Source organism: Arthrobacter globiformis (assembly GCF_046536215.2).
GTDB lineage: Bacteria > Actinomycetota > Actinomycetes > Actinomycetales > Micrococcaceae > Arthrobacter > Arthrobacter globiformis_E.
This window is the reverse complement of sequence record NZ_CM143421.1, coordinates 959,535-974,336: the sequence shown is the minus strand read 5'-3', so window position 1 is coordinate 974,336 and position 14,802 is coordinate 959,535. Positions and strand designations below refer to the sequence as shown.

The 14,802-nt window shown below is 60.6% G+C and carries 14 protein-coding genes; 8 read left to right on the top strand and 6 right to left on the bottom strand.

The window, feature by feature from the left end; all coding sequences use genetic code 11:
• Positions 1 to 170: 170 nt before the first annotated feature.
• Together R5O87_RS04420 and R5O87_RS04415 are read right to left on the bottom strand one after the other, a co-directional pair.
• Positions 171 to 1,622, bottom strand: a complete 1,452-nt coding sequence (locus R5O87_RS04420; protein ID WP_410557416.1) for an aminobutyraldehyde dehydrogenase — start codon at positions 1,620 to 1,622, stop codon at positions 171 to 173.
• Entirely contained in the window at positions 1,619 to 3,121 is a 1,503-nt protein-coding gene (locus R5O87_RS04415; RefSeq protein WP_410557415.1) for a GMC family oxidoreductase, read from the bottom strand. The genes R5O87_RS04420 and R5O87_RS04415 overlap by 4 nt, the downstream gene beginning before the upstream one ends.
• A 717-nt stretch (positions 3,122 to 3,838) precedes the next feature.
• On the opposite strand from R5O87_RS04415, the gene R5O87_RS04410 reads away from it, so the two are divergent.
• From R5O87_RS04410 to R5O87_RS04400, 3 genes are all read left to right on the top strand, one after another.
• Positions 3,839 to 4,576 (top strand): aspartate/glutamate racemase family protein, encoded by a 738-nt coding sequence (locus R5O87_RS04410; RefSeq protein WP_410557414.1) that lies wholly within the window; start codon positions 3,839 to 3,841, stop codon positions 4,574 to 4,576.
• A gap of 75 nt (positions 4,577 to 4,651) precedes the next feature.
• A complete protein-coding gene (locus R5O87_RS04405) occupies positions 4,652 to 5,119 on the top strand; it encodes an APC family permease (RefSeq protein WP_410557461.1) in 468 nt (155 codons plus the stop codon).
• Positions 5,026 to 5,598, top strand: coding sequence for an APC family permease (locus R5O87_RS04400; protein ID WP_410557413.1), 573 nt, complete (start codon positions 5,026 to 5,028; stop codon positions 5,596 to 5,598). Before R5O87_RS04405 ends, R5O87_RS04400 begins: the two co-directional genes overlap by 94 nt.
• A 130-nt stretch (positions 5,599 to 5,728) precedes the next feature.
• Here the strand turns inward: R5O87_RS04400 and R5O87_RS04395 are convergent, their stop codons facing one another.
• The 3 genes from R5O87_RS04395 to R5O87_RS04385 all read right to left on the bottom strand — a co-directional run bounded on the left by R5O87_RS04395 (position 5,729) and on the right by R5O87_RS04385 (position 8,129).
• Positions 5,729 to 6,061, bottom strand: coding sequence for an acyl-CoA thioesterase (locus R5O87_RS04395; protein ID WP_462836434.1), 333 nt, complete (start codon positions 6,059 to 6,061; stop codon positions 5,729 to 5,731).
• A gap of 129 nt (positions 6,062 to 6,190) precedes the next feature.
• Positions 6,191 to 7,402, bottom strand: a complete 1,212-nt coding sequence (locus R5O87_RS04390) for an NAD(P)/FAD-dependent oxidoreductase (protein ID WP_410557412.1) — start codon at positions 7,400 to 7,402, stop codon at positions 6,191 to 6,193.
• 1 nt (position 7,403) lies between these two features.
• Entirely contained in the window at positions 7,404 to 8,129 is a 726-nt protein-coding gene (locus R5O87_RS04385; protein ID WP_462836388.1) for an aspartate/glutamate racemase family protein, read from the bottom strand.
• Between the two features lie 336 nt (positions 8,130 to 8,465).
• On the opposite strand from R5O87_RS04385, the gene R5O87_RS04380 reads away from it, so the two are divergent.
• Genes R5O87_RS04380 through R5O87_RS04360 form a run of 5 tightly spaced genes read left to right on the top strand, consistent with a single transcriptional unit; the run spans position 8,466 to position 12,849 of the window.
• On the top strand, positions 8,466 to 8,936 hold the full coding sequence (locus tag R5O87_RS04380; RefSeq protein WP_410557410.1) for a MaoC/PaaZ C-terminal domain-containing protein: 471 nt from the start codon (positions 8,466 to 8,468) through the stop codon (positions 8,934 to 8,936).
• Complete coding sequence (locus R5O87_RS04375) at positions 8,936 to 10,459, top strand: class I adenylate-forming enzyme family protein (RefSeq protein ID WP_410557409.1); 1,524 nt, start codon at positions 8,936 to 8,938, stop codon at positions 10,457 to 10,459. The genes R5O87_RS04380 and R5O87_RS04375 overlap by 1 nt, the downstream gene beginning before the upstream one ends.
• The gene (locus tag R5O87_RS04370) at positions 10,456 to 11,367 is read left to right on the top strand and encodes a nitrilase-related carbon-nitrogen hydrolase (RefSeq protein ID WP_410557408.1); all 912 of its coding nucleotides are present in this window, start codon (positions 10,456 to 10,458) and stop codon (positions 11,365 to 11,367) included. Before R5O87_RS04375 ends, R5O87_RS04370 begins: the two co-directional genes overlap by 4 nt.
• Positions 11,360 to 11,809 carry an acyl-CoA thioesterase gene (locus R5O87_RS04365; RefSeq protein ID WP_410557407.1) on the top strand — a complete coding sequence of 150 codons (450 nt, stop codon included), beginning with the start codon at positions 11,360 to 11,362 and terminating at the stop codon, positions 11,807 to 11,809. The genes R5O87_RS04370 and R5O87_RS04365 overlap by 8 nt, the downstream gene beginning before the upstream one ends.
• Positions 11,806 to 12,849, top strand: coding sequence for an NAD(P)H-dependent flavin oxidoreductase (locus R5O87_RS04360; RefSeq protein WP_410557406.1), 1,044 nt, complete (start codon positions 11,806 to 11,808; stop codon positions 12,847 to 12,849). Before R5O87_RS04365 ends, R5O87_RS04360 begins: the two co-directional genes overlap by 4 nt.
• 115 nt (positions 12,850 to 12,964) lie before the next feature.
• On the opposite strand, the gene R5O87_RS04355 is transcribed toward R5O87_RS04360, so the two are convergent.
• Positions 12,965 to 14,692, bottom strand: coding sequence for a helix-turn-helix domain-containing protein (locus tag R5O87_RS04355; RefSeq protein WP_410557404.1), 1,728 nt, complete (start codon positions 14,690 to 14,692; stop codon positions 12,965 to 12,967).
• Positions 14,693 to 14,802: the final 110 nt, after the last annotated feature.

The window sequence follows — 14,802 nt, the reverse complement described above, 5'->3', positions numbered from 1 at the left end:
CAAACGGCTTCGACGTCACGGTTGGGTGTGATGCTGACTGACGGGAAGCCCAACTAACGAATGGCGTCTCCTACGGCTTTTTAGAAAATACGGACCAACGCGGAGGAGGCGGCCGGAAATGGCCGCCCGCCTCCCACAACGCTCTCCGTTTGGTTCGTTGCTACGAAGGGTTAGTCGATGCTTGTGATCATGACGTGCTTGAGCTGGGAGTACTCGTCAATTGATTGCGCGGACAGCTCCTTACCGTAACCTGACTCTCCGAAGCCTCCGAACGGCATTTCGGGAACAGTGGACAGATGCCCGTTGACCCAGACCGTGCCGAAGTTCAAGTCCCGCATGAAGCGCGTGGTCCGACTGATGTTGGTCGTCCAGACACTGGAAGACAAACCATAAGGAACGTCGTTGGCCATCGTCAGCATGTCGTCATCACATGAGGCCTTCTGAATCGTGACGACGGGTCCGAATACTTCCTTCTGTACTAGCTCGTCGCTTTGATCAACGTCGGTGACTACCGTGAGAGAGATGTAGTAGCCAGGGCGGTCGAGCTTCTTCCCTCCGAGACGTACGCGAGCAGAGGTCGTGGTGGCCCGCTCAAGGAACCCAAGGACCCGTTCGAGCTGGCGTTCTGAGACAAGAGGACCGATCTGAGTTTCCGGATCAGCGGGATCGCCTACGACGATCTTGCTGACGCGGTCCAGGAACAGTTCAACGAAAGCGTCGTATACGTCCTCGTGGACGATAATCCGTGATGCTGCCGTGCAGTCTTGGCCGCTATTAGCGAATGCAGCCAGAGAGAGCTGCTCCGCTGTGTAATCGAGGTTGGCGTCATTGAATACCAGCACAGGCGCCTTGCCGCCGAGCTCAAGATGGACCCGCTTCAGGGTGTCAGACGCGGATTTGGCAATCTTTTTTCCGGTACCGCCATCTCCGGTGAGAGAAACCATGCCAATGGCAGGGTGGCTGACGATAGCAGCACCTGTCGTGCCATCGCCCAGGACGACGTTCAGCACGCCTGGCGGGAAGATGGATTCGGCCATCTGCGCAAGGGCAACTGTGGTCACAGGGGTAATCTCTGAGGGCTTGAGGACTACGGTGTTTCCGGCGGCCAGTGCAGGCCCGATCTTCCAGACCGCTTCGAGGAGTGGGTAGTTCCATGGAGTGATGAGACCGACGACGCCGATGGGCTGTCGAAGGACGAGTGAAGTGCTTCCTCGCTCGTATTCGGCGGTACCCACCCCTTCGCTAACGCGGGCGGCCCCGGCGTAATACCTAAGCAAGTCCGCGATTAGCGGAATTTCTTCACGGGCGTTGTTGACGGGTTTGCCCACATTACGGGATTCCATCAGCGCAAGTTTTTCTGTAGCTTGGTCTATCTTGTCGGCAAGCTGGAGAAGATAGTAGGCGCGTTCTTTCGGGGTGGTTTGGCGCCAGTCTTCAAAGGCAGCGACAGCAGCTTCTACCGCTTGGTTCACGACCTGCGGGGAGGCGATTGGGGCTCGCGCAACCTCTACTCCGGTGCTGGGATCAATGATCGGAAACGAACCCGCGGCGTCGTCATTGTTCCAAATGCCATTGACGAAGTGCCGCAGCTGGACGCCTTGAAGTGTTGCTTCTGCTGTCACTGGTGATCTTCCTTAATCAGGTCAGCGGCCTTTGCGCCTACCATGACGACGGTCATGTTGGGATTAACACGAACGAGTTCGGGGAAGACTGACGCGTCCGCAACGCGCAGTCCCTTGATGCTGCGCACGCGCAGGCGGTGATCCACCACTGCTTCAGGATCATTCGCTGCACCCATCTTGCAGGTGGCGCTGGGGTGATAGACGGTGTTGGAGTAACGCCGTGCGTAAGCCCCGAGATCCTCGTCGGACTGGACTTCGGGGCCGGGGGAGACTTCCTTTACAACCCACTCTTTCAACGCAGTGCTTTCTGCAAGCTTGCGTCCCAGGCGGATGCCCTCAACCAGCAGCGTTTCGTCGCGGCCTTCGGGGTCGGTAAAGTAGCGCGGGTCAACGAGCGGTTTGACACTCGGGTCTGCTGAGGCCAGCCGGATCGTTCCCTTGCTGGCGGGGCGGGCTACGTTGGGCGCGAACGTAAAGGCGCGTTCCGGCCTGGGCAGGTCGTCAAAGGGCGGCTCGTGCAGCCAGTAGCTGAAGTGTCCGATGGTTACCTGGATGTTGAACTCACCCTCATCCAGGACGTCTGCGTAGAATCCGAGGTCGAGTCCATTAATGCTCTCGCCGGCGTCCTTGGCGGATTCCCATGTGAGCGGCGTTTCGATGTGGTCTGAAAGGTTAGAACCAACGCCCGGCAGGTCAGCGACGACATCGATGCCAAATTCTTTCAGGTGCTCGGACGGTCCAATGCCAGAAAGCATGAGGAGCTTGGGCGAATCGATTGCACCTGCCGAAACTACGATCTCGCGCCGCGCGGTGAAAGTTCCTTTGTCTGTTTCAACCCCCACTGCGCGACCGTCTTCAATGATGATGCGGTGCGCCAGAGTTTCGAGCTGCAGCGTCAGGTTGGAGGGCAGTTCGGAAGTGGGGTAGAGGTAGGCCACCGCGGTGGATACCCGCACCCCATCGTCTTCGTTGAGGGAGACCCAGGAGATCCCTTCAGAGTAGTCACCTGCGGTATTGTCGATGGTTTTGAAGCCCTGTTCGTTCGCCGCGGCAATCCAGGCATTCGACAGCTCGGCGTTTTGGGTGACTGCGTGTACTTTCAGGTCTTCAAAAACTTGATCGAAGTAAGGGGCGGTGCCGGCAGCGTCCCATCCTGTGGCTCCCAGCGCACTCCACCGGTTCATGTCCTCGTCGGGTGCCCGCAATGCCCAGCTGTCGTTATGCGAACTGCAGCCGCCCAGCATTTTCGCCCGGCTCATCCGGAGCAGTGAATTGCCCCGTTCCTGTTCAACGAGAGGGTAGTCATAGTCGTACTTGGGATTACCGACCAAGGCAAGCGATTCCTTGAGCAGAAGAACCTTGGGGTCATGCTCGAAGGCGGGCCCACCCTCAATAAGGCACACGCTTACCGATTCGTCGTCGCTAAGCCGTCTTGCCAGGACGGCTCCGGCGCTCCCGCCGCCGATGATGATGTAATCGAATTCGGTTTGCTGATCCATGAACTTACTGCCTTCCATACGTTTCATATACCGGCGAAGGATCACAGGTGTCGCAACGCCGGGAGACAAGGGCAAGCCTGTCCCGTACAAAGTTGGAGAACTTATGCTCCCAGTGCTTTCTTCGAGACTATGACGTGGTGCACATCGCTTCCATTGGAAATCTTCCGGTCATCTTTCGCTGGGTTTGTAAGGTTCACGGCGCCCCCTCTCTTTTCAAGTACTGGCGCTAAATCGGCGGGTTCTTTGCCGGGTGGTCATCTGACGACTTACGGCTGTAACCCCCATCTCAGAACTGGAGGCCTTCCGAAATCAGCAATCAGGCATCCTAGATTTTTTGGAGAAGACAGGCTTACCCATTGAAAGGCACGCGTAGTACAGCTTAAATGGCGTTAGTTCGGGCTGATGTGGAACGACGCTTTTCTTCCGGTTTCTCAGCGCGAATCGGGCACGCTATCGTGCCCCTGCATCCCGAACGCCTTCCGGGAAGGGCCCCGACCAGGATCCGGTGCGGAGGGAGGGGCGCGTGGACGTCGTGGAGTCGTCCGGCTCCTCCCGTCTCTTCGGCCCGCCACGTGTGGACCGCCTTGGCCTCTCTCGAGTTAGCAGAACTAACGGTGAAGCACCTAAATTCGCCCCTATCTTTCGGGAAAACACCCGTTTACCAAGGCCGCCCGCGGCGATAGTCTTCCGAAAACGCTGAACGGAAGCGAGAAAACAATGCAGTACACCAGTAAGTCGCCGCTTTACCCTGCGGGTATACCCGTTGGCATCATCATGATGGAAGCCAAGGTGCCCTATCCTCCCGGGTCTCCGAACAACGCCCGAACATTCCCATTTCCAGTAACTTACGCAAGCATCAGGGGCGCCACTTACGAGTCGCTGATCTACGCACCCCAGTTCGACGAGCTTCGGGAACGCTTCATCCAGGCCGGGCGGGTTCTCGTCGAGCAGGGTGTCAAAGCCGTAGTTGGCAGTTGCGGTTTCATGGTGCTGTTTCAGCGCGAACTCACTGCGAACCTCCCGGTGCCAGTGTTCTCATCCAGCCTGTTGCAGATGCCCCTCATCGCACAGACGATCGCTCCTGAAAAGAAGATCGGCATCATCACCTTCTCTGGTGACTCGCTCAGCGACAAGCACATGGATATAGCCACCGCCGGGCTCTCCCTCAACTACGTGATCCACGGACTTGAGAACCGGCCGGCCTTCAGGGCAGCGGTACACGAGGAGAGTGGCACCCTCGATTTCCAAGCAGTTGAAGCCGACGTAGTGGCCGAGGCCCTAGCCATGCAACAGCAGCACAATGACCTGGGCGCAATTCTACTGGAGTGTACTGACCTGCCTCCATATGCAGCAGCAGTAGCAGAAGCTACAGGGCTCCCCGTCTATGACGTGAACTCTTTGATCCGTTGGGCATTTACCGCTGTTGAACCTGTTCGCTATGCACACATACGATAAGCAAAGAAAAATAGCGGGCCTCTGCGGCATCTGGCGCCTACAACTGTCAGGAGCAGGTGACGCCGCCGCCCGCTCCTGACTTGCGCAACGCCCGGCGGCTTTTACGCATTCATCACTGCCGGCCTCGGCAGGAAGGTCGGTCTCTCCGCAGGGTTCGGCGCGATCGTCACCTATTTCGCTGCGCTGCTGAGCGTCTATGCGCTGAGCGGAATCGCACTGAATGACATCGTCTCGCGCTTGTTCGGAGGCCCGGAACTGGCTTGGCCGATTGAAGCTCTGGTCGTCCTCGTAGCGGTTACCGCACTTGGCCATTTGAACATCGATTTCTCTGCGAAAGCACTGGTTGTCTTCCTGGGACTGGAGATGCTGCTGGTAGCCGTCTACGTAATCGCGGTGTTCGCCAACGGAGGGCGAACGGCATCAGCTTCGAATCGTTCGAGCCCACCAACATGTTCTCCGGATCACCTGCAATCGCAGGCCTGTTCGCCGTCGGTCTCTTCGGCCGCTTCGAGGCAACCGTCATCTTCCGCGAAGAAGTCCTAAATCCTGAACGAACGATTCCTCGGGCCACATACGGCGTCGTAATACCATCGCAGTCATGTACGCCGCTGACCGCCTTCGCGCTCATCAATGCCTACGGCGCCGACGTTGTAATGGATGTCCTGACCAACAACGTCGCAGACGCCTCGGGGACCAGCGTCCGAGACTACGCTGGAGAGGTTGCCTACTACGCCGCAGTATTGCTCTTGTTCACAAGCGCCTTCGCACTGTCGCTATCTGCTCACAACATCCTTGCGCGTATCAGCGGACGGAATCCTCCCGCGCAAACTGGGCATAAGCCACGAACGGCACATCTCACCGCGTCACTCGTAGTGAGCATTGCGTCCCTTGGAGTGTTGCTCATTCTGCTGCTTGCCCAGGTAGCTAAAACCGGACTCTACGGCTACATTGCCGGCATCTACTCCTACGGCATGCTCATCATGATGACTCTCGTATCGCCATGGTTTATGGCGGCCGGCTGACCAGCAATCGTTCATAGGCAGCGTGCCATGAGATGAACCCGGAGCCCGGCAAGGGGAGCCGGAGAGGGCAAAGGGGAAACACTAAAGGCGCCGCTGGTCTCTGGAACCGGCGGCGCCTTTAGTGTTGCTGTTATAGGGGATTGAGTTCTCTTTGGAGGGCTTCAGGGAGGGGCTTTGATTGGAATGCCCCGCTGATGTCCCTTTCGGTCCAAACGTGTCTGGTGGTTACTGTGCCCATGTGCACGGCATCACGTAGAACATTGGTGCTGAACAGGAATGAGGAACGGGATACTCCGGACACCCATGATTCGAGCTCCAGGACATCGTCCTGGAGAATCGGCTTCCCATAGTCCGCGGAACAGCTGACGACGGGCAGGCCATGCCCTGATTCAAGAAGGTGCCGCAGAGGCGTGAACCTCTCAGCGAGCCACTCCGACATGTTGTACTCGTGCCAGCGGAACACGCTCGCGAAGTAAATTACCTGTGCGGAGTCCACGTCTCCCAGCACAACGCGATAGGGGCGAGTGTAGACCTTCCGTCTGCTTTCAGTCGCCACTTCGCGCACCGGACCGTTCACGACACTTCGCTTGATCTACCAGTTCACCGAGGCACCGGGGATGACGGGGTCAAGCTCCCGGTTCCAGCGCACCGCGGTCATGTCCAGGTCCGGTTTTGCTCCGGTGAGGAGTTGGCTGATGAGCTTGCCGCTCATCGGGCCGGCGGAGTTGCCGAAGACGTGGCCTGCGGCCACGACGAGTCCAGGGGCGATTTCGTCAAGGACGGGAACCATATCGGAGGTAAAGGGCAGGACTCCGGCCCACACTCGGTCGATTCCCACCTTGCGGAGCCCCGGAAAATCTCCCATGATGTCCTCAGCGAGGGCCTTCAGCCCGTCAAGACTCGGGAACAGGTCCACTTCCGAAGGGTAGTCCATCGGGCATCCGAGCAGGATCTCCCCGTTCGCCCGCTGCGCGGCCAGAGTGAGCAGCGAGTAACCGGTTTCTTCCTCAATCTGGCTGTGGAACAGGGCGTCGTCCCAGCTCGGAAGGTTCTTGAACAGTGAATAGGTCTTGGTGGCGTTCGGCCCGTAAACGACGGGTTTGATCTGCGGCGGCAGGGGCTTGGTGGCCATGACCTGGAGGCGCTCGCGGCCGATCGGAACTTCAATGCCGCTGGCCCGCATGAGCTTTTCCGTCCAGGCGCCCGAGGCAATGACGACCTTGTCTGCGAAGAAGTTGCCCTCGTTGGTTTCGACGCCGATGATGCGGTCCCCGGAGAAAATCAGCTTTGAGACCGTGATGCCTTCACGCAGCGTGGCCCCCTCGGCGCGGGCGCCGGCTGCGAGGGCGGCCACCACCGTTGGGGTATTGATTTGTGCGTCGTTGGCACAGAAGCTTGCACCGACAACGTCGTCGCGGATGGGACCTACGAGCGACTTCACTTCCTTACCGTCGATCAGGCTCATATCCAGGCCATCGGCCTGCCGGGCAGCAACGAACTCCTTGAAGACCTGTTCCTGGCGTTCATCGTAAAAGTAGATAAGCCCGCCGTCGGCACGGAATTCGAACGGCACGGGAAGGTCTTCCCGCAGCTGGTCGTACAGGGCGCGGCCCTTCAGAGAAATGTCAAGGGCCCAGCCGGGGTTACGGCAGTGCAGCCAAACAAAGCCCGGGTTCCGCCCCGAGGCGCCGTAACCAACGTGCTTTTGCTCCAGCAAGGTGACGTTGAGCCCTTCACGGGCAGAGAAGTAAGCAGAGGAGGTGCCTACGAGGCCGCCACCGACGATGAGTACTGAGGTCGACACTTTATGGGGTCCTTTCGAGAATGCGGGGTTGGAAGTAGGGCGCGACAGCTGCCGCTTCGGCCGGGTCATGGTCGGCCAGGTTCTGGTAGTAAGCGCTGCGCGCCACGCGGTACTGCCCGGCGCGGTGCATGTCAGCGAACATTTCTGCAGTCTTTACTGCTACAAGGTTGGGGTTGATGATGGGGAGTCCGGCAAGATCGGCACGTCCCTGCTGCACGGCGAGTTCGTAGCATGCCGAGACGATGGTGCAACCGATCAGGATGGTCTCGGCGCCGGTCCTCGCCAGGGCTTCCTTGGCCCGCGCATGGGTATCCACGGCAACGGCTTCGGTGTCTTTGATCATCTCCTCAACGAACCAGCCAACGGCCTCAACGTTCCTGCAGTTGGCGTCGGTCCCGTAGATCCTCAACCGGTCTTCAATTTCCGGAACAGCCTTGTGGTGGTCGGTTACGATCGCGTAGCGGTGCCCAAACATTCTGGCGAGCGACGTTGAGGCCTCGAGCGGACCAACAACGGGAATGCTGACAAGCTCACGTGCCTCGGTCAGGGCGGGGTCGTAGAGGCATCCGATCACCAGGGCGTCGTAGCCTGCTTCTTCCGCGGCCTTGGCTGCGCGAAGAATCTCAACCTGCACTACCTGCTTCGGTGCGTAGTAGTCGAGGTTGCGTGGGCCTTCGGCCAGATGCCAGACATCCAGCTGCGTGGATTCCCTGAGTGAGGAGCTCAAGACTTTTGTGATCAGCTCGTCGTATTGAGCGGTGCCGAACGGATTCAAAAAGCATATCCGCGTTGTTTTCGAAGGTGTCATGTGAGGCACGCTACGCTTTCGCAGGCGCCCGATGAATAGGAAAATTACCGAGCAGGCACCTGTGTCATCGGAGGCCTTCCAAACGCGCCTGCCTGTGACCCCCAGACCACTAAGGGAGCCCCGTCGGAAGACTTCTGAACAGGGTGCGGCTGAATTAGGTATTCGGCCAATGGAAGCCCGCGGACGGCAGGAGGACGATAACAGGGACAACACTACCGCCGGCCTCCACCGGCCGAATAGCTTGGGAGATCGCTAATGACCGCGACGCAGCTCAAGGGCTCTACAGGGCTCTACTTTGATGATTTTGAGATTGGCCAGTCCTGGACGTCTCCGGCGCGGACCATCACCGAGGCGGACGTGGTGATGTTCGCGGGCATCTCCGGCGACTTCAATCCCCTCCACACCGACGAGGAGTTCTCCAAGAAGACACAGTTCGGGGGAAGGATTTTCCACGGTCCCGGTGTTTTCGCCGTGGCCACTGGTCTGGAATCCCGTCTGGGAATCAAGGAGGGTACCGCGATAGCCTTTCTGGGCATGACCTGGAATTTGAAGGGTCCTGTCCGTATCGGCGACACGATCCGCGTGGAACAGGCCGTTGCATCGAAAAAGCCGTCCTCGTCCAAGCCCGACCGGGGCGTGATCACCTTCGATGTTTCAGTGGTAAACCAGAAGGACGAGGTCTGTCAGGAAGGCCAATGGGTCGTCATGTTCAAGCGGGAGCAGTGATGGCGTCAGCACAGACGTTTTCCGAGGTGGTCAGCCTGCGGGCCGCCTCGCATCCGAATAAGAACGCCATCCGTGACGGCGACCTGACGGTTACCTATCTGCAGTTGGAGAAAACCGCGGACCGCCTGGCCCGTCGTTTGATTGCGGTCGGGGTGCACCCGGGGGACCGGGTCATTCTCATGGCTGACAACTCGGCAGTCCATTTGGCTGCCGCCCTGGCGATCTGGCGGGCAGGGGCGGTGCTGACCACGCTCTACGCCTCATCCGGACCGGGTGAAGTGTCCTACGCCGTCGAGCATTCGGCCGCGTCCTTGCTGGTCGTGGATGACCGCGCGGCAGCAGTGGCCGCCCGTATCGACGACGCGCCCCCGACGGTGACAATCAGCAACCTCGATTTCACGGGCAACGACGATGATCACCCGGGTGGACGGCCGGATGTGGAAGCTCCCGCCGATTCACTGGCGTTGATCTGCTACACCTCAGGGTCAACGGCAGCCCCCAAGGCAGTCATGCACTCACACGCCGGTTTGCTGGCCGGCGCCCAGGCCTACGCCAACGTCTGGCATCTGGGCCCGGAGGACCGCACCGTTGTCTGCTTGCCCATGGCATGGGCGTTCGGACTTGTCACAACCTCTATGGCCACCTTGGTCGCCTCGGGCGAAATCATCGTTCTGGCCAGGACGAAACCGGATCTGATCATTGATGCCCTCACCCGGCAAGCCGGAACCTTCCTTGCAGGCGTCACCACCATGTTCGTCAAGCTCACAGAACGGCTGGCCGAACTTGGCGACGTAAAAATGCCCGCGCTAAGGCTGTGTATCTCCGGAGGCGAACCCCGGAACGAGACGGTGTTCGCCCGGTGGACGGACGCTACCGGCTGCGCGGTGCACGACGTCTACGCCGCCTCCGAGTGCTTCCCTGCCGTAACCTATGACCCCTACAGGGACCCTGTACCCGTGCGTGGTTCTTCAGGCTACGTTGCACCGGGCAGCCAGATGCGGGTGGTCGATGCCGAAGGAAACGACGTTCCTCCTGGCACGGTGGGAGAAGCTCTCTGGAAGGCCCCGGCACATTTCCTGGGCTACTGGCGGGACAGGGAGCTCACTGCCAAAGCGATCACTGGTGACGGCTGGTACCGGACCGGAGATCTGGTCAGAGTCGACGAGCAGGGTTACGTCTTTGTCGAAGGGCGTCTCTCCGACATGATCATCCGGGGCGGAAGCAATGTCTCCCCCTCGGAAGTCGAGGGAGTGCTCGGACGGCACCCTTCGGTGAGGAGCGCCGCCGTGGTGGGACTTCCTGATCCGCACTACGGTGAGCAGATTGCTGCCGTGGTCGTCCTGGTGGACGGGCACGCCCTTGACTCCGAACGCCTTCGGGCCTTCTGCGCTGAGCATCTGGCCGGATACAAGGTTCCAACGACTTTCGCTGCCGTGGACGTATTGCCGACCAATTCCCGTACCGGGAAGGTGGACCGCCGCCAGCTCAAGGCGGACCTCTTGAAGTCGGGGGTTCCGGCATGACCCTGTTGAGAATTGCGGCAGCCCAGTTTGAGCTTCGGGCTGAGACCTCACTCGATGTGTTCTCCCGGCACGTTTCCGATGTCGCCGCCCGGGCAGCAGCTGAGCAGGCGCAGTTACTGCTGCTGCCTGAACTTGTCACCACCGGCCTGCTCGCGAGTCACCCGGACCACGGGGCGCTGGAACCAGGCCGCATCGACGAAGCATACCGTTCCCTGTTTCCGCTCATCGCTGACCATTACGTTGACATCATGTCCGGTATCGCACGACGGTTCGGCATTGCCATCGCCGGAGCCAGCAACATCCGACGCCTGCATGACGGCTCTCTGCGTAACACCGCGTACATTTTCCATTCCAATGGCGCTGTGGACCAGCAGGACAAGCTTCACCTGACGCCGCCTGAACGCGCCATGGGCATTTCGCCCGGTGACTCAGTTGCCCTGACTCAGGTTGAGGGAGTCAACGTCGCGCTGCAGATCTGTGCGGATATCGAGTTCCCTGAGGTCAGCCGCGAACTTGCCCTGCGGGGGGCTGAGCTGATCCTTGCCCCTTCCCTGACCTGGAACAGCCGCGGAGCCAACAGGGTCCGCTATGGGGCACACGCGCGCGCTATGGAGAACCAGCTTTACGTTGCCGTGTCACCTCTCGTGGGCACCAACGGCATCCCGACCGGGTCGCCGCTGCGGTGCACGGGTTACGCGATGGTTGCCACCCCCTTGGATCGGACTTTTGGGCTGAACGACGGTGTTTTGGCCGCCCACGAGGATAACCGCCGGGAAGGCATCACGGTGGCGGACCTGGATACCTCGCTGGTCGCAGCATCGCGGGAAAACCCGGAACCGCCCGGGCTGAAGTACATCCGGCCCGAGCTGTACGAGGCAATCCGGGAAGGCAGTCCGCAGCGTGTCTAGCAAGGCCTTTACCCACACGATCAGGGTGCGTTACAGCGAAACTGACCCGCAAAAGTTCCTGTTCAACGCACGCTACCTCGACTACGCCGATGTCGCGATGACGGAATTCTTCCGTGATCTCGGATGGCCGTATCCGCAGATGCTCGCCTCGAGGTTCGACCCCTCCGTGGTTCAGACATCTCTGGAGTTCATCCACCCTGTGCGCCTTGACGACCTGGTGGACATCGAAGTGACCTGCACACACGTGGGCAGGTCAAGCTTTCAGCTTGCCTTTTCCTACTCCGTCTCGGCTCGACCGGTATGCCTGGTCACGAGTGTCTACGTCAACGTGGATGCCGACGCCGAAGCGTCCCGGCCCATACCTGCCGGCATCGCGACCCTGCTCCGTTCGGTCGCGGCGTCGGATGCACAAGAACCAACAACAGTGGGAGTAAATCCATGAAGACCCGGCTCACCGAACTGCTCGGCATAGAGCACCCCGTCCTGTCCGCTGGAATGGCCAGAGTCTCGCAGGCCGATCTGGTGGTTGCAGTCAGCAACGCCGGCGGCATGGGCTGCCTTGGCGGCGTCAGTTTCCTGCCCGATGCGCTCAGGGCCGAAATTAAGGACATTAAGTCCCGGACGGAGAAGCCTTTCGCCGTGAACCTCCTCCTGCCCGACGTCCTCACCTCGGACGACGACAGCAGCTGGGAACCCGTGCGCGAACTGTGGGAGCAGCTGGCACCCTCGGATCGAACCAAGCTCAAAGGCGTTGAAGCTCTTCTGACCAAGGGGGCGGTACAGGGCCAGGTCGAGGTGGTGATGGACGAAGCACCGCCGGTAGTGATCCTCACCTTCGCCACGCCCCCGGAGTTCATTGCCCAGTGCCATGCGAAAGGCATCACCGTCGGCGCGTTGTGCGGCTCGATCGGGCGCGCGCGGCAGGCCGTCGAAAATGGAGTGGACTTCATTATCGGCCAAGGAACTGAAGGCGGCGGCCACACGGGCCACGTCGGAACCATGGCTCTCATTCCGGGGCTCGTGGATGCGGTCGATGTGCCGGTCGCGGCAGCCGGAGGGATTACCGACGGCCGGGGACTGGCCGCCGCATTGTCCCTCGGGGCTGAGGGCGTCTGGGTCGGAACACGCTTCATCGCATCGGATGAGGCGTACGGTCACGCCGCCTTCAAACAGCGGGTCGTCGAGGGCCAAAGTAAGGACACAGTGCTGACCCGTGCCTACACCGGCAAACCCCTGAGGGCATTCCGGAACGAGTGGACCTCGCAGTGGGAAGAGAAAGCTGGAGAGGTCGCCAGCTTCCCTGGCCAGTACGCCGTGGCTGGAACCTTGGTCGAAACCGGCTACCAGGACGGCGACCTTGCCACCGGCATGATGCCGGCCGGGCAGGGCATCCAGACCGTCCACGAAATTCTGCCCGCGGGCCGGATCGTCACCGAGATGATGTCCGGGGCTGAGGAAATCTTCCGCCGTCTGAGCCGCTGACATTCTCTCGCCGCAAACCGGGCCAGCCCCGGACCCCAGGCGAAACCTGGGTCCCGGGCTGGCTTCTGTTTCCGTCATCCGGGCGGGTCAACCACCACGCTGCGGAGGAGTCCGGTTAGTCGCCCGGCACGGCTCCGAGGCCTGAAGGGCCGGCGGCAACTCCACCGTCAAGGGGTGAATCCACGGCCATCGCCTCGCGCGCCACCCCGGACTGCTTCTGCACCTGTTTACGCGTGGTCCTGCCTGCCGCGGTTCCGGCCTGCTCGGCGAGACGGGCCAGCTGCACCGCAGCAATGACATCGGGCGACCGGAGCGAGCCGCCGACGATCTCCTCGATTTTTTGCAGCCGGTAGCGGAGCGAGTTGTGATGGATGTGGAGTGTTTTCGAGGCTGCCATTACGTCCAGTTCGGCTTCAAAGAAAGCCTCCAACGCCTCAAGCAGGATGGGCTTGTCCTTCAACGGCCCAATCAGCTCGGAGGACCACTCTGTCATCCGCTCGAGGCCCACGTGCGCCAGAAGCCGCGTGGTGAACTTGAAATCGTCATAGCTGAAGAGGCGGCTCCCGGGCTGCATCCTGGCCTGTTGCAGGGCCAGAACCGCATCGTAATGCGACATCCTTGCCTCGCGCACGTGCGTGATGGCCCGGCCGAGCCCGATCAGCAGACCGCTGTCTTCGGCCAGCAGGGCAGCCAACGCCTGCTCCCTGGCTCGTTCGTCCGCTTCGACAAGTACTGCCGTGCTGGTACTGCGCCGGCATACAAGGACGGTGGCTCCCTGCTTGATGAATGCCTTGCTGATCCTCTCCTCGAGCGGGGACGATGATGCCGCGCCCCTGACCTTCGGCCCGAAGCGGACCATGTCCATGACCCGGACTTCACGGTGGAAGGCAATCCCCAACGAGGCAACCCTTCCGGCCAGGACGTCTGGATTGTCGTAAGGTTTCAGTTCCAGCAGTTGGCTGAGCACGGAGCTGCGCACTGCCTGGTCCTGATGAGCGACCAGGGCATCAATCCGGTCCGTGGCGTCGATCAGGGAAGCCGTGACCCGCGCTGCGGCCCGCACGTAGGATGTGACGAACTGTTCCCGGCGGCCGCCCACGATCAGCCACCGCACGGCACGGCTGGCAGTTTCTCCAAATCGGATCGCCAGGGAGTTCCACCCGGAGGCGTTGATTTCCACTTCAGGAAATGCTGACCCGCCGATTTCATGAAGCAGCAAACGAAACGGCAGTACTCCTGCCGCGGCCAGGACTTCTCCTGTGCCGGATACCATTCCAGCGCCGCCTCCGCTGACCCTGGCCAGCCGGGACAAGAGTGCCGGCATGGGTTCCTCAGGTCCCAGGGCAGCCACCAGTGACTGCTGCATGGTGAGCATTTTGTTGAAGCGCACCGCGTCGGGGCTCACCTGAAACCTGTTGACCGTGTCGATGAGGTCCGCGAAGCGGGTGGTCTGCGGGACCTCCAGGACGGGAATTCCCCGGACAGCCATTTCGCTGATGAGCTCGTCTTTGAGTTGTCCGCGGTAATTTTCCGGAACGGCAACTGCCGCGCAAAGGGCACCCTGGACTTTTTCGGCCAGGACGTCCAGCTCGTCACGGTCCTGTGGGACAGTGCCCATGATCAGCACCAGTTCGTCGGCGCCCAAGCCGTCCGCGTCCTCAGCGCCGGCGATGATCTGCGCCGACGAGACGATCCTTATGTGTGCGGCTTCGGGTATCCGCAGCGGGCGAAGTTGAAGTGCAGGATGGCTGATCAGATCACCTATGGTGCAGGCGCCGGCGTGGGGTGCCTCGGGATGTTCGCCCGTCCGAGCGGGCACGGGGGCGCCGCGTACTTCTTGCATACCGCTGATTTTATCGGGCGGGGCCCTGCAACGGGCGTGATGGCCCTAGGAATGTTCACGAAAAACGGCCCTGCATCATGGAAAGCATCCAATACAAAGCGGGTTGGGGG